This is a genomic window from Providencia sp. PROV202 (assembly GCF_028479565.1).
Classification (GTDB): domain Bacteria; phylum Pseudomonadota; class Gammaproteobacteria; order Enterobacterales; family Enterobacteriaceae; genus Providencia; species Providencia zhijiangensis.
Map to the genome: position 1 here is coordinate 25,496 of NZ_JAMPNV010000009.1, position 17,253 is coordinate 42,748.

19 protein-coding genes are annotated in these 17,253 nt (G+C 44.3%); all 19 read left to right on the forward strand.

The window, feature by feature from the left end:
- The first annotated feature begins 247 nt into the window (after positions 1 to 247).
- The 19 genes from napF (at position 248) to PR799_RS05475 (ending at position 17,235) form a co-directional block, all read left to right on the forward strand.
- Positions 248 to 739, forward strand: a complete 492-nt coding sequence (napF, locus tag PR799_RS05385; protein WP_154627450.1) for a ferredoxin-type protein NapF — start codon at positions 248 to 250, stop codon at positions 737 to 739.
- Positions 723 to 992, forward strand: coding sequence for a chaperone NapD (napD, locus tag PR799_RS05390; protein WP_154627631.1), 270 nt, complete (start codon positions 723 to 725; stop codon positions 990 to 992). Before napF ends, napD begins: the two co-directional genes overlap by 17 nt.
- On the forward strand, positions 989 to 3,475 hold the full coding sequence (gene napA / locus PR799_RS05395) for a nitrate reductase catalytic subunit NapA (protein WP_272521422.1): 2,487 nt from the start codon (positions 989 to 991) through the stop codon (positions 3,473 to 3,475). Before napD ends, napA begins: the two co-directional genes overlap by 4 nt.
- 6 nt (positions 3,476 to 3,481) lie before the next feature.
- Positions 3,482 to 4,177: a ferredoxin-type protein NapG gene (napG, locus tag PR799_RS05400; RefSeq protein ID WP_036952102.1), complete on the forward strand. Its 696-nt coding sequence runs from the start codon at positions 3,482 to 3,484 to the stop codon at positions 4,175 to 4,177.
- Positions 4,164 to 5,027 (forward strand): quinol dehydrogenase ferredoxin subunit NapH, encoded by an 864-nt coding sequence (gene napH, locus PR799_RS05405; protein WP_272521423.1) that lies wholly within the window; start codon positions 4,164 to 4,166, stop codon positions 5,025 to 5,027. Before napG ends, napH begins: the two co-directional genes overlap by 14 nt.
- Entirely contained in the window at positions 5,024 to 5,473 is a 450-nt protein-coding gene (napB, locus tag PR799_RS05410) for a nitrate reductase cytochrome c-type subunit (protein ID WP_036952098.1), read from the forward strand. The genes napH and napB overlap by 4 nt, the downstream gene beginning before the upstream one ends.
- Positions 5,474 to 5,482: 9 nt before the next feature.
- A complete protein-coding gene (gene napC, locus PR799_RS05415; RefSeq protein ID WP_036952097.1) occupies positions 5,483 to 6,085 on the forward strand; it encodes a cytochrome c-type protein NapC in 603 nt (200 codons plus the stop codon).
- A gap of 137 nt (positions 6,086 to 6,222) precedes the next feature.
- On the forward strand, positions 6,223 to 6,975 hold the full coding sequence (locus PR799_RS05420; RefSeq protein WP_154627447.1) for a heme ABC transporter permease: 753 nt from the start codon (positions 6,223 to 6,225) through the stop codon (positions 6,973 to 6,975).
- Positions 6,975 to 7,187: a heme exporter protein CcmD gene (gene ccmD, locus PR799_RS05425; protein WP_036952095.1), complete on the forward strand. Its 213-nt coding sequence runs from the start codon at positions 6,975 to 6,977 to the stop codon at positions 7,185 to 7,187. The genes PR799_RS05420 and ccmD overlap by 1 nt, the downstream gene beginning before the upstream one ends.
- Complete coding sequence (ccmE, locus tag PR799_RS05430) at positions 7,184 to 7,663, forward strand: cytochrome c maturation protein CcmE (RefSeq protein WP_036952093.1); 480 nt, start codon at positions 7,184 to 7,186, stop codon at positions 7,661 to 7,663. Before ccmD ends, ccmE begins: the two co-directional genes overlap by 4 nt.
- A complete protein-coding gene (locus PR799_RS05435; protein WP_272521424.1) occupies positions 7,660 to 9,591 on the forward strand; it encodes a heme lyase CcmF/NrfE family subunit in 1,932 nt (643 codons plus the stop codon). The genes ccmE and PR799_RS05435 overlap by 4 nt, the downstream gene beginning before the upstream one ends.
- Positions 9,588 to 10,145, forward strand: coding sequence for a thiol:disulfide interchange protein DsbE (gene dsbE, locus PR799_RS05440; RefSeq protein WP_272521425.1), 558 nt, complete (start codon positions 9,588 to 9,590; stop codon positions 10,143 to 10,145). The genes PR799_RS05435 and dsbE overlap by 4 nt, the downstream gene beginning before the upstream one ends.
- Positions 10,142 to 11,215: a cytochrome c-type biogenesis protein CcmH gene (locus tag PR799_RS05445; protein ID WP_272521426.1), complete on the forward strand. Its 1,074-nt coding sequence runs from the start codon at positions 10,142 to 10,144 to the stop codon at positions 11,213 to 11,215. The genes dsbE and PR799_RS05445 overlap by 4 nt, the downstream gene beginning before the upstream one ends.
- Before the next feature lie 382 nt (positions 11,216 to 11,597).
- Positions 11,598 to 11,687 carry a pantocin A family RiPP gene (locus PR799_RS05450; RefSeq protein ID WP_071992151.1) on the forward strand — a complete coding sequence of 30 codons (90 nt, stop codon included), beginning with the start codon at positions 11,598 to 11,600 and terminating at the stop codon, positions 11,685 to 11,687.
- A gap of 52 nt (positions 11,688 to 11,739) precedes the next feature.
- On the forward strand, positions 11,740 to 12,855 hold the full coding sequence (locus PR799_RS05455) for a HesA/MoeB/ThiF family protein (protein ID WP_154627443.1): 1,116 nt from the start codon (positions 11,740 to 11,742) through the stop codon (positions 12,853 to 12,855).
- Entirely contained in the window at positions 12,852 to 13,535 is a 684-nt protein-coding gene (locus PR799_RS05460; protein ID WP_270103620.1) for a hypothetical protein, read from the forward strand. Before PR799_RS05455 ends, PR799_RS05460 begins: the two co-directional genes overlap by 4 nt.
- Positions 13,525 to 14,403, forward strand: coding sequence for a DMT family transporter (locus PR799_RS05465; RefSeq protein ID WP_154627442.1), 879 nt, complete (start codon positions 13,525 to 13,527; stop codon positions 14,401 to 14,403). Before PR799_RS05460 ends, PR799_RS05465 begins: the two co-directional genes overlap by 11 nt.
- Before the next feature lie 179 nt (positions 14,404 to 14,582).
- Positions 14,583 to 15,011, forward strand: coding sequence for a DUF2946 domain-containing protein (locus PR799_RS05470; RefSeq protein WP_272521427.1), 429 nt, complete (start codon positions 14,583 to 14,585; stop codon positions 15,009 to 15,011).
- Positions 15,012 to 15,192: 181 nt separating this feature from the next.
- On the forward strand, positions 15,193 to 17,235 hold the full coding sequence (locus PR799_RS05475) for a TonB-dependent copper receptor (RefSeq protein WP_272521428.1): 2,043 nt from the start codon (positions 15,193 to 15,195) through the stop codon (positions 17,233 to 17,235).
- The last annotated feature ends 18 nt before the right edge of the window (positions 17,236 to 17,253 follow it).

A 17,253-nucleotide genomic window follows, 5' to 3' on the forward strand; every position in this document is an offset into this window, starting at 1 on the left:
AATGTTAATGAATAATTATAAAACGACCTTAAACCCGCATTTCTCGATATTTGAACTTTGTCTTCGATGTGAAACGTCAAAGAATGACTATTTTCTTCATAATAACGCCAAAAATGAGTTTACCTACTAGGTAGTATGTATTTTTGATGGTTAGCTAATTAATATTCACAATAAATAATCATATAAAAAGTACGGTTTATCAGTCTCTTTTAGCAGTTTTTGGTTGGGCAATGTAAAGGAAATAAACATGGTTGATATCACCCGTCGGGGAGTTTTAACGGGGGCTTGGCGTAATGCTGCACCCGTAATTCGACCACCATGGAGTGGTAGCGAAGCACGTTTTATTGAACAGTGCACTCGTTGTAACCAGTGTATCACGAGTTGTGAAACGGCAATTTTGCAACCGGGTCCTGGTGGCTATCCCATGGTCGATTTTCAGCGTGGTGAATGCACATTCTGTTATGCATGTGCAGAGGCCTGTCCTGAGCCTATATTCCTTCCTCAAAATACCCAGCCTTGGAATATCAAGATTGCCATTGGGCAACACTGTCTGGCGTACAAATCGATTGAATGTCGTCGTTGTGAAGACAGTTGTGAGCCTCAAGTGATCGCCTTTCGTCCATCACTGGCCGGTATTTACCAGCCAAACATTGATATGCAGGGTTGTACAGGTTGTGGCGCATGTGTCGCGGGATGTCCTGTATCAGCCATTACCATGGAGCATGAAGATGCACAATAACTGGCAAGTTTGCAGTTTGATTGTTCAAGTCAAAAGTGAACGCATTCCAGCTGTGACAGATGAATTACACCAAGAACCCAACTGCGAAGTGGCTATTTCCTCCCCTGAAAATGGCAAGTTGATTGTGGTTGTGGAAGGGGAAGACAGCAAAACGCTTTTAGATACTATCGATTTCATCCGTGATATCGACGGTGTATTGGATGTTTCACTGGTTTATCACCAGCAGGATGAGCAATGTGAGGAAAATGTATGAAACTCAGTCGTCGTAGCTTTATGAAAGCCAATGCGATAGCGGCCGCTGCTGCGGCGGCAGGCGTTGGCGTACCAAGTATTGCGAAAGCAGTGGTTGGTCAGCAAGAAAGCATTAAATGGGATAAGGCACCGTGCCGTTTCTGCGGTACAGGTTGTGGAGTCTTAGTCGGAACACAAAATGGCCGCATTGTTGCGAGCCAAGGTGACCCTGAAGCCCCTGTAAACCGTGGTCTGAACTGCATTAAAGGCTATTTCCTACCAAAAATCATGTACGGAAAAGACCGTTTAACTCAACCGCTTCTGCGTATGAAAGACGGTGAGTACGATAAAAACGGTGAATTTACCCCAATTACATGGGAAAAAGCCTTTGATGTGATGGAAGAGAAAGTCAAAACCACCCTCAAAGAGAAAGGCCCTGAAGCTATCGGAATGTTTGGTTCCGGTCAGTGGACGGTGTGGGAAGGTTATGCTGCATCCAAATTATTTAAAGGTGGCTTCCGTTCAAATAACTTAGACCCGAATGCGCGTCACTGTATGGCATCTGCGGTTGTTGGCTTTATGCGTACTTTTGGTATGGATGAACCGATGGGTTGTTACGATGATATCGAACATGCCGATGCTTTCGTGCTGTGGGGTTCGAACATGGCGGAAATGCATCCAATTTTATGGTCGCGTATCACCAACCGTCGTCTCTCTAACCCTGATGTTCGTGTAGCGGTGCTATCTACATTTAAACACCGTAGCTTCGAATTAGCGGATAACGGCATTGTTTTTACGCCGCAATCAGACTTAGTGATCCTTAACTACATCGCGAACTACATTATTCAAAACAATGCGGTGAATCAGGACTTCCTCGATAAACACGTTAACTTACGTCGTGGGGCTACTGATATTGGTTATGGTTTACGTCCAACGCATCCTTTAGAGCAGAAGGCCAAAAACCCAGGTTCAGATGCGTCTGAGCCAATGACATTCGATGATTACAAAGCGTTTGTTGCGGAATATACCCTCGACAAAACGGCTGAAATGACGGGTGTTCCGAAAGATCAGTTAGAGGCATTAGCTAAGCTGTATGCAGATCCTAATGTAAAAGTCGTTTCCTACTGGACAATGGGCTTCAATCAGCACACTCGTGGCGTCTGGGCGAATAACTTGGCGTATAACCTGCACTTATTGACCGGTAAAATTTCTCAACCAGGTTGTGGACCGTTTTCCTTAACGGGTCAACCATCAGCTTGTGGTACTGCGCGTGAAGTGGGAACGTTTTCTCATCGTTTACCGGCAGATATGGTGGTTACCAACGAAAAACACCGTGAAAAAGTGGAGAATGTTTGGAAATTACCTGCGGGAACTATCCCAGAAAAAGTGGGATTACACGCTGTTGCTCAAGACCGTGCATTAAAAGATGGCAAGCTCAATTTCTATTGGGTGATGTGCAATAACAATATGCAAGCGGGCCCAAATATTAATGAAGAGCGTATGCCGGGCTGGCGTGATCCACGTAACTTTATCGTGGTTTCAGACCCATACCCAACCGTCAGCGCACTGTCTGCCGACCTGATTTTACCGACAGCAATGTGGGTAGAAAAAGAAGGGGCGTACGGTAACGCAGAGCGTCGTACACAATTCTGGCGTCAACAAGTACCAGCACCGGGCGAAGCAAAATCTGACTTAATGCAGATGGTGCTGTTCTCTCGTCGCTTCAAGGCAGAAGACGTTTGGCCGGAAGAATTATTAGCGAAAAAACCAGAATATCGCGGAAAAACGTTATACGACATTCTGTTTGCTAACGAGGCTGTGACCAAATTCCCACTGACAGAACTGGCCGATGACCAGCTGAATGATGAATCCCGTGAACTCGGCTTCTACCTGCAAAAAGGGTTATTTGAAGAGTATGCAGGCTTCGGTCGTGGTCATGGTCATGACTTAGCGGATTTTGATGCTTACCACAAAGCTCGCGGTATCCGTTGGCCAGTCGTGGATGGTAAAGAGACCCAATGGCGTTACAGCGAAGGTAATGACCCTTATGTTAAAGCTGGACAGGGTTATCAATTCTACGGTAAGCCAGATGGTAAAGCGGTGATTTTTGCTCTGCCATTTGAACCAGCCGCAGAAGCGCCAGATGCAGAATACGATTTGTGGTTATCCACAGGACGTGTCCTTGAGCATTGGCATACCGGCAGTATGACTCGCCGTGTCCCTGAGTTGCACCGTGCATTCCCTGAGTCCGTGGTGTTTATGAACCCGCTGGATGCAAAAGCCAAAGACTTACGTCGTGGAGACAAAGTCAAAGTGCTTTCTCGCCGTGGTGAAGTGCTCTCAACTGTGGAGACTCGCGGTCGTAACCGTCCACCAAAAGGTTTGATTTATATGGCATTCTTTGATGCGTCTCAGTTAGTGAATAACCTCACTCTGGATGCAACGGATCCGCTATCGAAAGAGACGGATTACAAGAAATGTGCAGTTAAATTGGAAAAGGTGTAATTGCGTATGTCCCAGAAACCGAGTTCCCAGAATAGTCGCCGCCGTTTTTTGCGTGATGTTGCTCGTGCAGCGGGTGGACTGGCGGCTGTTGGTGTGGTACTGGGGCTTCAGCAACAAACCTCCCGAGCGAGCGGAGTGCATCTTCGCCCGCCGGGTGCCTTAGACGAAAGTGCTTTTGCAAGTGCCTGTGTGCGCTGTGGTCAATGTGTGCAAGCGTGTCCTTACGACATGTTGAAACTCGCCACATTGGCGTCTGGCATGGCAGCCGGTACACCATATTTTATTGCTCGTGAAAATCCGTGCGAAATGTGTGAAGACATTCCTTGTGCCAAAGTATGCCCAAGTGGTGCGTTGGATAAGGATATTGCTTCAATCAATGATGCTCGTATGGGGCTGGCAGTGTTACTCGACCAAGAGAACTGCTTGAATTTTCAAGGGTTACGATGCGATGTGTGCTACCGAGTTTGCCCTGTGATTGACGAAGCTATCACTCTGGAACTTGAACAAAACCATCGAACCGGTAAACACGCACGGTTTTTACCTACCGTAAACAGTAACTATTGCACTGGATGCGGTAAGTGCGAACAAGCGTGCGTACTCGAAGAGTCAGCTATCAAGGTATTACCACGATCGCTGGCGAAAGGGGAATTAGGTCACCATTACCGTTTTGGTTGGCTGGAGGGAAACAATGGCAAATCGTAAGCACGATGCCGGACGTGAGGCTCTGGCGAAAAAAGGGTGGTGGGGAAGCCATAAATGGTTGGTATTAAGACGTACCAGTCAGCTGTTAGTGTTAGCGATGTTTTTAAGTGGTCCATGGTTTGGCGTGTGGATCTTACATGGCAATTACAGTAGCAGCTTATTGTTAGATACCATCCCATTGACGGATCCGCTGATTACTCTTGAAAGCTTAGCAAGTGGTTACTTACCGGGGATCTCCGCGTTAATCGGTGCAGGAATTGTTTTCGGGGTGTATGCCCTGTTAGGAAAACGGGTTTTCTGTAGTTGGGTGTGCCCTGTGAATCCGATCACGGATGCGGCGGCATGGCTACGTCGAAAATTCGAATTCAATCAATCCGCCACGATCCCACGTTACATCCGCTATGTTTTGCTGGGGGTGATTTTGTTGGGCTCGGCATTAACGGGAACGTTGCTCTGGGAATGGATTAACCCTGTTTCTCTGATGGGACGTAGTTTGATTTTTGGTTTTGGTAGCGGCGCTTTAGTTTTAATTGCACTGTTTTTATTCGATTTATTGGTCGTGGAACATGGTTGGTGTGGTCACTTATGCCCACTCGGCGCACTGTATGGTGTTGCGGGGTGTAAAGGGGCTTTAGTCGTGACCGCCCATAAAAAAGAGCAGTGTAACCGCTGTATGGATTGTTTCCACGTTTGTCCTGAGCCGCAAGTTTTGCGCGTTCCGGTTCTTGATAAACAAGCCCCAGCACAGGTCACGGCGAAAGATTGCACGACATGTGGTCGCTGTATTGATGTCTGTTCTGAGGACGTTTTTAAAATAACACTAAAATGGAGTTCGGGAGCTAAATCATGAAAAACCCTGTCCTGAAAAGAACGTTAAGCCGTTGGATAGCGGGTATGGCCGTTGTCGTGAGCAGTTTTGCATGGTCGGCGAATGGCGTCGATCTGGCTCAATCACCAGAAGTGTCAGGTACACCAGAAAGTGGCATTCATATTCCTAAAGAGCAGGAAAAAATGGCACTGAACTACGTTAACCAGCCACCGATGATCCCTCACAGTGTTGAAGGGTATCAAATTACCACGAATACAAACCGTTGTTTGCAGTGCCATGGTGTGGAAAATTATCGTACCACTGGCGCACCACGTATTAGCCCAACACACTTTATGGATGCGACGGGTAAAGTATTAGGTGAAGTGGCACCAAATCGTTATTTCTGCCTACAGTGTCATGTTCCTCAATCTGATACAGCGCCGATTATCGATAATACCTTTACCCCATCTAAAGGCTTCGGGAAATAAGGGGCGGATATGACTAATAAAAGTGATAAACCGGGGATTATTCGTCGAGTTTGGCAGTGGTGGTGGCGCCCAAGCCGTTTAGCGTTGGGTACGTTGTTGATTATCGGTTTTGTCGGCGGTGTTATTTTCTGGGGCGGTTTTAATACCGGAATGGAAAAAGCCAACACAGAAGAGTTCTGTATTAGCTGCCATGAAATGCGTGAAAACGTCTACGAAGAGTATATGGATACCATTCACTATACTAACCGTAGTGGGGTGAGAGCGACATGCCCTGATTGCCACGTACCTCATGAGTTTGTGCCAAAAATGGTGAGAAAAATCAAAGCCAGTAAAGAGCTCTACGGTAAGATTTTTGGCGTGATTGATACACCACAGAAATTTGAAGCACATCGTCTCGAAATGGCGCAGAACGAGTGGCGACGGATGAAGGATAATAATTCCCAAGAGTGCCGTAACTGCCACAACTTCGACTATATGGATTTTACCGCTCAAAAAAGTGTCGCTGCAAAAATGCATGACCAAGCGTTAAAAGACGGAAAAACCTGTATTGATTGCCATAAAGGTATTGCGCATAAGTTACCAGATATGCGAGAAGTGGAACCTGGCTTCTAAGAAATAGGCTAGTTGGTCATTTGGCTAACTAGCCTAAGTTGTATTTGTGATAAATCAATAAAATTACGTGGTTTTTGTGTATTGTAGCTAATATTAGAGCACAGCATTTTTGCGAGACAAATCGGGGCTATTAAACTATGTGGAAAAAGCTTCACCAATTAGCGATTCCAATGAACCTATATCGATTATGTGGGCGGCTTGCTCCATGGTTTATTGTGTTAAGTGTGATCTTTCTGGCTGTCGGCTGGGTTTGGGGCTTTGGTTTTGCACCAACCGACAAAACACAGAGTGATAGCTACCGGATCATGTATATTCACGTCCCCGCGGCCATGTGGTCGATGGGGATTTATGCCACTATGGCTATCACAGCGTTCATCGGTCTTGTGTGGCAGATGAAAATTTCTGAGTTAGCCATTGCCGCAATGGCACCCGTCGGCGCTGTATTCACCTTTATCGCGCTTGTCACCGGCGCCACATGGGGTAAACCGATGTGGGGAGCTTGGTGGGTATGGGATGCGCGCCTGACATCTGAATTGATCCTGTTATTCTTATATGTTGGGGTCATTGCCCTGTGGCACGCTTTTGATGACCGCCGTACAGCAGGAAAAGCGGCTGCCATTTTAGTGTTAATTGGGGTAATCAATTTGCCGATTATTCACTACTCCGTTGAGTGGTGGCAAACCTTGCATCAACCCTCAACACGTATGCAAGAAAGTATTAACCCAGCGATGCGTACACCATTACGTTTAGCTATTCTGGGGTATTTATTCCTGTTTATTTCGTTGACACTAATTCGTCTACGTAACCAATTGTTAATGTTAGAGCGTAACCGACCTTGGGTACTGGAACTGATGACTAAGCGAGGAAATCGTCATGAGAGGAAATCATAATGAATAGTGCATTTGCCTCTTGGAGTGACTTCATCGCCATGGGTGGATATGGATTTTATGTTTGGTTAGCGGTTGCGCTAACCCTTTTGCCATTAGCGGCACTGTGCATCCATACCTATATTCAACGAAAAATGATTTTTAGCGCGATTGTTCAGCAACAAGCGCGAGAAGCAAGACAAAAAGCCGCTAGAGCGCGCAGGGAGGGGATGTGAATATTCGTCGCCGTAACCGACTGTGGTTGGTTTCATCCATTATTTTAGGTGTTGGACTGACTTTTTCATTGGTGTTATACGCCTTAAGTTCCAGTATCGACCTGTTTTATACCCCCGGTGAAGTGATTTACGGGAAGCGAGAAACGCAAAAAGTGCCTGAAGTTGGGCAGCGTTTACGCGTGGGTGGCATGGTAATGCCGGGCTCTGTTGTGCGCGACCCAGACTCGCTGAAAGTGACTTTTACCGTTTACGATGCGGAAGCTGAGATTGACGTAAGCTATGACGGTATCTTGCCTGACTTATTCAAAGAGGGGCAAGGCGTGGTGGTGCAAGGGGAATTAGAACCGAATAACCATGTGATGGCGAAAGAAGTGTTAGCCAAACATGATGAAAACTACACACCGCCAGAAATTGAGCAAGCGATGCAAGAAAACCATAAACGTCCTGCTGCAATGTATAAGGACAATGCATCATGATCCCTGAGATTGGTAATATCCTGCTGTGTTTAGCATTAGGGGTCTCTGTATTACTCTCTTTTTATCCGCTATGGGGCGTGGCGCGTAATGATGCCCGCCTGATGGCGGCCTCTAGACCATTAGCTTGGCTGCTTTTCCTGTTTATCGCAGGGGCATTTTTAGTCTTAATTAATGCCTTTGTGGTGAATGATTTCTCCGTCACTTACGTGGCCAATAACTCCAACACGCAATTACCGATTTGGTACCGTGTGGCGGCAACATGGGGCGCTCATGAAGGGTCTCTGTTGCTGTGGGTGCTGTTAATGAGTGGCTGGACATTTGCGGTGGCATTATTCAGTTACCGTATGCCGCTGGATATTGTGGCGCGCGTGCTGGCGGTAATGGGCATGGTGAGCGTCGGCTTTTTGCTGTTTATCATTTTTACCTCAAACCCATTCTCTCGCACCTTGCCCGCTTTCCCGATTGAAGGCCGTGACTTAAACCCACTGCTGCAAGATCCGGGGCTGATTTTCCACCCGCCATTACTGTACATGGGTTATGTGGGCTTCTCGGTGGCCTTCGCCTTCGCGATTGCCGCATTACTCAGTGGTCGCTTAGATAGCTCCTTTACCCGTTTTGCACGTCCTTGGACGTTGGCAGCATGGTTCTTCTTAACGCTGGGAATTATGTTAGGGTCGGCGTGGGCATATTACGAATTAGGCTGGGGTGGCTGGTGGTTCTGGGATCCGGTCGAAAACGCCTCGTTTATGCCGTGGTTAGTGGGAACTGCGTTGATTCACTCATTATCGGTCACTGAGCAGCGCGCCACCTTCAAAGCATGGTCGCTATTATTGTCGATATTTGCCTTCTCGTTGTGCTTATTGGGCACCTTCTTAGTCCGTTCAGGCGTCTTGGTTTCGGTGCACGCTTTTGCTTCTGACCCAGCTCGTGGGCTATTCATTCTTGCCTTTATGGTGTTGGTTATCGGTGGCTCGCTATTGGTGTTTGCGATACGCGGTCATAAAGTACGTTCTAAGGTGAACAACGCATTATGGTCTCGGGAATCCCTGCTATTAGGGAATAACGTAATTCTGACAGCCGCCATGTTGGTGGTGTTGTTAGGTACATTGCTGCCACTTATTCATAAACAAATTGGTTTGGGAACGATTTCAATTGGTGAACCGTTCTTCAACACCATGTTTATTGCCTTGATGGTGCCGTTTGCGCTGTTACTGGGTATTGGGCCGCTAGTGCGTTGGGGACGTGATCGTCCTGCGGCTATCCGCAAATTGCTGCTAATAGCGTTAGTACTGACATTGATTCTCTCTTTCTTGCTGCCTTGGCTAATGCAAGACAGAGTCGAAGCACTGACGGTACTGGGCTTAATGATGGCGTGCTGGATTGTTATTTTGGCCTTCGCTGAAATGAAGGTACGCATCAGCAAAAAAATCAAACTGACTTCAAGCTATTGGGGAATGGTGCTGGCACATCTTGGTTTAGCGGTGACTATCGTGGGGATCGCCTTTAGCCAGAATTACAGTATTGAACGTGATGTGAAAATGAAGCCGGATGATAGCATTGCTATTCGTGGATATACCTTTGTATTTAATGGGGTGCATGAAGCGGATGGGCCAAATTATCAAGGGGTGATTGGTACTATCACCGTGAAAGAGAATGACAAGGTGATCACCACGCTGCATCCAGAAAAACGTTTTTATAGCACTAGCCGTGCAGTGATGACGGAAGCGGCCATTGATGGCGGTGTTACTCGTGATTTATACGCGGCGTTGGGGGAGGAGATCTCTACGAATGTCTGGACACTGCGTTTGTACTATAAACCGTTTGTCCGCTGGATTTGGGCGGGTGGGCTATTTATGGCAGTAGGCGCGTTATGTTGCCTGTTTGATTCGCGTTATCGTCGTCGCAAGCTACAAGGGGAAGCTGTATGAATCGCAAAGTCTTTTTAATTCCTTTTGTTATCTTTGCGGCGATTGCTGCCGTGCTGTTATGGCAATTGGTACGTAATGCAGAAGGGGATGATCCCCGCTTGCTAGAGTCCGCCTTGGTTGGCAAGCCAGTGCCGGTTTTCCGTTTGGAATCCTTGGAAAACCCGGGGCAGGAATATGACACCAAAGTATTGATTCAAGGGCAGCCTATTTTATTGAATGTCTGGGCGACATGGTGCCCGACTTGCCGTGCTGAGCACCAATATTTGAATCAGTTAGCGTCTCAAGGGATCCGCGTTGTGGGGATGAACTATAAAGATGATCGCCAAAAAGCGATCGGCTGGCTGCGCGAATTGGGTAATCCATACGCATTAAGTTTATTTGACGGGCTGGGGATGCTGGGGCTTGATCTCGGTGTGTATGGCGCGCCTGAAACCTTTTTAATTGATGGGCAAGGGATTATTCGTTATCGCCATGCCGGTGCGGTTGATGAACGCGTTTGGCAAAACGAGCTGAAGCCGTTATGGGATCGTTATAGCAAGGAGGCAAATCAATGAAATATGTGATTGCCTTGATGATGTGGGCGCTCAGCGCAGGTGTAAGCTTGGCTTCCACGGAAGTTTTCACATTTGAAAATGAGCAGCAAGAGCAGCAATTTCGTAAATTGACGGAAGAGCTACGTTGCCCAAAATGCCAAAATAACAGTATTGCTGATTCCAACTCCATGATAGCCCTCGACTTGCGCCAGAAAGTGTATGAGCTGATGCAAGAGGGGAAAAGCCGCGATGAAATCGTCGATTATATGGTGGCGAGATATGGTTATTTCGTGACGTATAACCCGCCATTAACGCCGCTAACTGTGGTGTTATGGGGAATGCCATTTGTGGCTATCGCGGTTGGGGGATGGTTGATTTACGCCCGTTCTAAAAAACGAGTCAGAGCCAGCCAAGTCGCTCAAGAGGATGATGACGATTTGCTGCCAGAAGCGAGCCGTGCGAGTGCTTGGGTGTATGTCCCCGGCATCGTGATTGCGTTGGGTGTGGCAGGTGCTGCGTATTATGAAGTGGGTAGCTACAGTAAAGTGAAAGATTGGAATGTGGCTTACCAGCAAGCGCCAGCATTGTTAGATAGAGCGCTGAATGCCAATGAGCTTCCTCTGAATAATGAAGAGATGGAGAACTTGGCTTTAGGCTTACGTACTCGCCTTCAAGACGATCCGCAAAATATTGATGGCTGGGTGATGCTCGGTCGCATTGGGATGGTATTAGGGAACGCCACCATGGCAACCGATGCTTATGGGCGTGCTTACCGCTTATCCCCTGACGATGATGCGGTCGCATTAGGCTATGCGGAGGTATTAACCCGTTCATCAGACCCAAGTGATAACCAAGAAGGTAATGAGCTACTCAAAAAGCTGATTGCTAAGAACCGAACTAACGTTAAAGCGCTCAGCATATTTGCCTTTAATGCGTTCGAACAGGGGCGTTATCCTGAAGCCATTTCGGCTTGGCAGATGATGTTAAAGCTACTGCCTGAGAATGATCAGCGCCGAGAGATTATTGAGCGCAGTGTCGAGCAATCGCTGATGATGCTGCATGAGAAGAAAGAGGCACCAGAAGGTAAATAACGGTTTTCGGGGTGTCAGGCATTAATGTGATTGAATAAAGGGAGCTTAGGCTCCCTTTATTTTTGATATAAGGATGCAATGTAGTATTGGCGTTCTTTTAAAACTAAATGGTTTTTTAAAATTATATTATTTAGATGTTCTATTATAAAAAAGTGTCTGTATTTTATTGATTTATTATGATTGTTATTTAAATCTATTTATTATCAAAGCATTAAGTAATTTACTAGAGTGACTGATATAAATGATTCTATATATAAATAGATGTTTATATATCTATGTTTTTCATTTCTTAAATAAATGTTGACAGCATGCTATTTTGTTAATTAATTTTAATGCGTAGTTTGTTGAAACTTTATCTTAAATAACACATGAGGTGATCTTTATGGAATTTGTCATTCTTAATGAACGTGTTTCTGCTATTAATGAAGAAAATGCGATGTACAACGAAGATGAATCTATCGAATTAGAATAATAAGTTATATTGAATAGCCGCTAATTGCGGCTTTTCTTAATGGAGGCTAAATATGGATTTTTCGCTACTAAAACCATTAATTAAATGCTCACATCATATTTTAATATCTGATGATGGCGATATTTGCATAGGGGAAATACCTCAAAAGGGTTGTATTATTAAAAGTCCGGAAGGGTGGGTACTATCGTTATTACCCAAACTTGATGGAGAGCATACTATTCCCAGAATAGTAAAGGAATTGAAATCTTTAGGATTTAACGTTGATAAAGAATGTATTGTTGAGTTTATTAATAAGCTTAATCAGTTAGGCGTCATTGAAATTTCAGATACTTATTCGGATATTCTTAGTCAACAAGAAATAAATTTATATGATAGGCAGTTATTACAATTTTCGTTAATTGATAGTCAAAAAGTAGGTGGTTTAAAGTATCAAGAAAAACTCAAAAATAGCCGAGTTTTGATTCTAGGTATGGGAGGATGGGGTACGTGGTGCGCAATGCAGTTAGCTATGTTAGGTATAGGCACATTGAGGTTAGTAGACGGTGATGTGGTTGAGCTTTCTAACTTAAATAGACAAGTTCTTTATACTTTTGATGATATTGGAAGCGCAAAAGTTGAAGCTGCTGAAATAGGTATTAAACGGCATAATAGATATACCAAGGTTGAGAAGTACAATGAGTTTGCAACGATAGATAGAGATCGGTTGATGGAAGTTTTAGATGGCGTAGATGTCATTTTAATTGCATGGGCTAGTTTAGGTTATTTTAGAAAAAATACAGTTGAAGGTGTTATTCATGATATCGCCTATGAAAAAGAAATACCGGTAATTGAATTGGGGGGAGATCCTTTAGACATTTCAGTTGGACCTATTTATTTAAATGATGGGTACAATTCAGGCTATCATGCGGTAAAAAATAATATTAGAAATAAATTCTATAGCCAGAATCATGAAGTTGAAAAATTTCAATTAGCAAGAATGAAACATCAGTTTTTAAATGGCAAGAGAAAAGTAAACGCTTGGCAAAGTACGCCATCTCTTGCGGTCATGTCAGGATTAGTAACAGACCAAATTGTTAAGTTAATTACTGGCTATGATGATGTGGTATTGAAAAATAGGAAAATATTCTTTTCGCTAAGAGACTTTAAAATGACTGAGGAGCTTTTGTGAGGGAAATTCATAAGTTAACTAATAGTTTTAATAACAAAGGATATGTTCAGTTTCCTATGGAACAATACTTTTCAGAGTTAGATAAATTTTATGATGATTTTCTTGATATTAATGATGCTGAATGGTCATTTATTATAAAAAATAAATTTGCTCCAGTGGATTACTATAAAAATAAGCACTCTAAGCTTGAGATAGAACAAGAAAGAGAAAAAGCACTACAAGAATATCACCAAGGGAATTTTTGCTATTCATTTAGGCGAATAACTGATAACCAACAAAGAAAGTCAGTGTCATCTTTTTTAGCGATCAAGACCTTTTTAGATAGCACAGAATTCAAATCCTTTCTGTCTGAAATAACGAAAAAAAGTATCAATACATTATCGCTATGTTATTTAAGCTGGTTTGATTTAGGGGATTTCCTAACCACACACTGCGACTCAGGTTCCTGCATTAATATTGTCATTAACTTTACGAAAGGTTGGGAACATAACCATGGTGGCTTGACTTTTATTTTGGATAAACAAAAAGAAAACATCATAGAAGCATTAGTACCAACGTATTTGAGTACATTAATTATTGATACGGGAGAAAAAAGCATTCCCCATTTTGTCTCAATGGTGAGTTCGGTAGGTGTTAGAGGCTCTAAAAGAATGGCGGTGGTTGCTCGATATGACGCATAAAAATACGGTCATTATATTTGCAGCGATAATATCTATACTGTGGGGGATGGGGTTTCCGATCTCGAAAATCGGTATTGGAATTGTTGGGGCATGGGTATTCCGATTCTATTCCGCATTGATAGCTTTGCTGGTGCTGTTATTTGTATTTTTCTTTATATACAAAAAGAAATTTATAGTGAGTCATTTTATTCGTTGCATTCCTCTTGGCATTTTAAATATGTTCCTCGTGCCAATATTAAACAACATTGCGCTCCAATTTACGGACTCCGTTAAGGCATCGGTATTGGTCTATACCATGCCAGCGATAACGTCTTGCTTTGTGATGATAAGCCAGCGGAAGATAATCTTGAACTCGTTGGTTGTCTCGGTACTTTGTGGGCTTGGAATTCTGTTTTTTACCTCATTTGATGCGATGAGCTATGGTGAAGTGATTATATTGTTGAGTGCATTTGCATGGGCGCTAGGAACCTTTCTATCAGGACACATTGCCGTCAGCGTTGATGTTTTTTCAAAGGTGCTTTATCAAAATATCACTTCATTTTTGATTATATTGATTTTTACGATGTTTCTATCTGTCAATTTAGATCTGACAAGCTATGGATTGAGTTACCATAGATTGATGACGGAATTGCTGATTCCCGTGATTTTTATCGGTGTAGCAAATGGGGTATTAGTTTACATTTTATGGTTTTACATGATTGATAATGGCGGGGCTGAACTATCGTCTTATTCGATTCTTATTTCACCGATGATGAGTGTGCTTATTTCGTATTACTACTTAGGTGAAGCAATAAACGTGAATATGTTGATTGGAATGGTTTTGATTTTTACTAGTGTCGCTTTAGTCTTTTTGAAGAAGAAAAACTAACGGGTACATTTTACCAATATTAATTAACTCTGTATTGCTTAACCCAAGTTAGTTAGTTTTTTTGTCAGGCTTGCGAGCTGCATTTTGCCTTAACAATAATGCCAAAAAACAATAACAATAAGCCTCTTATTAAGATACAATCTGCGCTCATCTATAGGCTATGAAACACCGGAAAACCGTTGCATTTACGTCACGCGATTCGACAATTTGCCGCTTACCTTGCCTTACTCTCTGTAGCGATGCTGTTCGTTGCGCCATTGATTTCAAAATCAATGTCACATATGAACGACTGCTCAATGGGACATGGGGAAATGGCGGAGCATTCGATGCTGCAGCATCACGAAATGCCATTGTCTGAACATTGCGAAGATGGCGGTGCAATGAATCATATGCTGATGACGGGAGTCGGGCAATCACCGATGGAAGACATCGCGTGTGGTTACTGCCAACTACTTGTTCACTTCCCATTTTTGATTTTATTTGTTGCTGCGGTGCTCCGCCAATTAGCAACCCTCGCTATCTTTGTTCCTTTCGAACGTTGTATTCAATTACGAATTTTCCGTCCTTGGTCATTACAGCTAGCTCGCGCACCACCCACAACCTATTGATTCTTATTTCTTTATTTAACGTAATTTAAAACTGTATTTTGTCTTCAATGGGCAAAACCACTTCGCTTATCCTGAAATTGAGCTTCATTTTCAGGAGGCTAGGCTATTTTTCAAAAGAAGCTGAGTGGTCATTAACTCCTTGAGCCAATCGCAGTAAGAAACAGATAAAAATAGGCTAAAAATGAACTCAATTAATTTTAAATTTGCACCTGTGACTGCGCTGGTGATTTCAGCTATCGCGTCAACATCCACTTTCGCTAAAGAAGAAAATCAAAGTTTAATTACCGATAGTTCGGTCATGATTGTCACGGCTCCTGTGGACTCACCGTTAACGATTTCGACATCGCCGAAAACCCCAAGACAGCCAGTACCCGCGAGTGATGGCTCTGATTACTTGAAAACGATCCCCGGTTTCTCCCAAATCCGTAACGGTGGTACGAATGGTGACCCTGTTTTTCGCGGCATGTTTGGTTCCCGTCTTAAGATCATGACGAATGACAGTGAAATGTTGGGAGCGTGTCCTTCCCGTATGGATGCGCCGACGTCTTATATTTCTCCGGAAAATTTTGATTTGCTCACCATGGTGAAAGGGCCACAAACCGTATTATGGGGGCCTGGAAATTCAGCGGGTACTGTGCGTTTTGAGCGTGAAAAACCTGTCTTTACGGAGGGCGGTATTCAAGGGAATGCGAGTGCATTGACAGCATCAAATCGGCGTTGGGATGCGAATGCGGATGTGAGTTTAGGAAATGAGAAAGGTTATGTACGCCTGACGGGCAATAAATCTCGTTCTAATGACTATAAAGATGGTAACGGAGACAAAGTACCGTCTAAATGGGATAAATGGAATGCGGACGTTGCAGTAGGCTGGACGCCAGATGAATATACATTACTCGAGCTCTCCGCAGGGAAAGGTGATGGTGAAGCGCGATATGCAGGACGAGGAATGGATGGCTCTCAATTCAAGCGTGAAAGCTTAGGATTACGTTTCGAGAAAAGCAATATCGGTGAGGTATTCGATAAAATCGAAGGGAATGTTTATTACAACTACGCCGACCATATTATGGATAACTACTCATTACGTAGCCCAACGAGTGGAATGGGATCTGGTGGCGGACATATGGGCGGCGGTCATGGCGGACACGGCATGATGATGAATATGCCAATGAAAATGCGTGTTGACCGCGAGACGATGGGCGGCCGGGTCATGGGAACGTGGTTATGGAGTGATTATGAACTGCGCGCTGGGGCAGACATGCAGACCAATAAACACCGTAAAAACAGCAATAATAGCTGGAAAAAAGATGCCGAATTCCAAGATTATGGGGTATTCAGTGAGGTGACTTGGGCGGCGAGTGAGCAAGGTAAAGTGATTGGCGGCGGGCGTTTAGACCGCGTATTAGTCGATAACTACACTGATGTAGGCTCTTCAGGCCGCAATACAGTTATGCCAGCTGGTTTCGTTCGTTATGAACATGCATTACCTGAAACGCCAGTGATGCTGTACGCCGGGGTGGGGTATACAGAAAGATTCCCAGATTATTGGGAGTTATTCTCGCCAAAAATGGGGCCGAACGGCAGTAAAAATGTTTTTGATAACGTGAAAACCGAGAAAACAACGCAGTTAGATATTGGGGCGAAATACAGTGATGATAAGGCTAATGCATGGGTTTCTGCTTATGTAGGGCGCGTCGATGATTTTATTCTATTCCGCTATAGCCCAACTAACGCCAGAATGAGCCAAGTTGAAAACGTCAATGCGATGATTATGGGCGGTGAAATGGGCGTCGCTTATCAGTTGAGTGATGAATGGAAAGCGGATGCAAGCCTTGCATATTCGTGGGGGAAAAATAGAACTGATGGACGTGCACTGCCTCAAATGCCACCGTTGGAAAGCCGTTTAGGCTTAACGTGGGAGAAAGGTGATTGGACAACGACGGGGCTGGTACGCATGGTGAGTCGCCAAGATCGCGTAGCAATCAACGAAGGTAACGTTGTCGGAAAAGACTTCAGTGAGAGCGCGGGCTTTACGGTATTTTCGATGAATGCGGCATATCGCATCAATGAAAGCGTGAAACTGAGTGCGGGTGTCGATAACCTGTTTGATAAAACGTACAGCGAGCACTTGAACTTAGCAGGTAATAGCGGATTTGGTTATTCGTCCAATAGCCCTGTTAATGAGCCAGGTAGAACATTCTGGGGTAAATTGAACGTCACGTTCTAATCTATTTAGCACTGAATG

Coding starts and splice junctions, on each gene's coding strand:
- napC (WP_036952097.1), top strand. CDS start 5,483: ATGACTAATAAAAGTGATAAACCGGGGATTATTCGTCGAGTTTGGCAG.
- napD (WP_154627631.1), top strand. CDS start 723: ATGAAGATGCACAATAACTGGCAAGTTTGCAGTTTGATTGTTCAAGTC.
- PR799_RS05445 (WP_272521426.1), top strand. CDS start 10,142: ATGAAATATGTGATTGCCTTGATGATGTGGGCGCTCAGCGCAGGTGTA.
- PR799_RS05450 (WP_071992151.1), top strand. CDS start 11,598: ATGGAATTTGTCATTCTTAATGAACGTGTTTCTGCTATTAATGAAGAA.
- PR799_RS05465 (WP_154627442.1), top strand. CDS start 13,525: ATGACGCATAAAAATACGGTCATTATATTTGCAGCGATAATATCTATA.
- PR799_RS05435 (WP_272521424.1), top strand. CDS start 7,660: ATGATCCCTGAGATTGGTAATATCCTGCTGTGTTTAGCATTAGGGGTC.
- napF (WP_154627450.1), top strand. CDS start 248: ATGGTTGATATCACCCGTCGGGGAGTTTTAACGGGGGCTTGGCGTAAT.
- napB (WP_036952098.1), top strand. CDS start 5,024: ATGAAAAACCCTGTCCTGAAAAGAACGTTAAGCCGTTGGATAGCGGGT.
- PR799_RS05475 (WP_272521428.1), top strand. CDS start 15,193: ATGAACTCAATTAATTTTAAATTTGCACCTGTGACTGCGCTGGTGATT.
- PR799_RS05420 (WP_154627447.1), top strand. CDS start 6,223: ATGTGGAAAAAGCTTCACCAATTAGCGATTCCAATGAACCTATATCGA.
- ccmD (WP_036952095.1), top strand. CDS start 6,975: ATGAATAGTGCATTTGCCTCTTGGAGTGACTTCATCGCCATGGGTGGA.
- napA (WP_272521422.1), top strand. CDS start 989: ATGAAACTCAGTCGTCGTAGCTTTATGAAAGCCAATGCGATAGCGGCC.
- napH (WP_272521423.1), top strand. CDS start 4,164: ATGGCAAATCGTAAGCACGATGCCGGACGTGAGGCTCTGGCGAAAAAA.
- dsbE (WP_272521425.1), top strand. CDS start 9,588: ATGAATCGCAAAGTCTTTTTAATTCCTTTTGTTATCTTTGCGGCGATT.
- PR799_RS05455 (WP_154627443.1), top strand. CDS start 11,740: ATGGATTTTTCGCTACTAAAACCATTAATTAAATGCTCACATCATATT.
- napG (WP_036952102.1), top strand. CDS start 3,482: ATGTCCCAGAAACCGAGTTCCCAGAATAGTCGCCGCCGTTTTTTGCGT.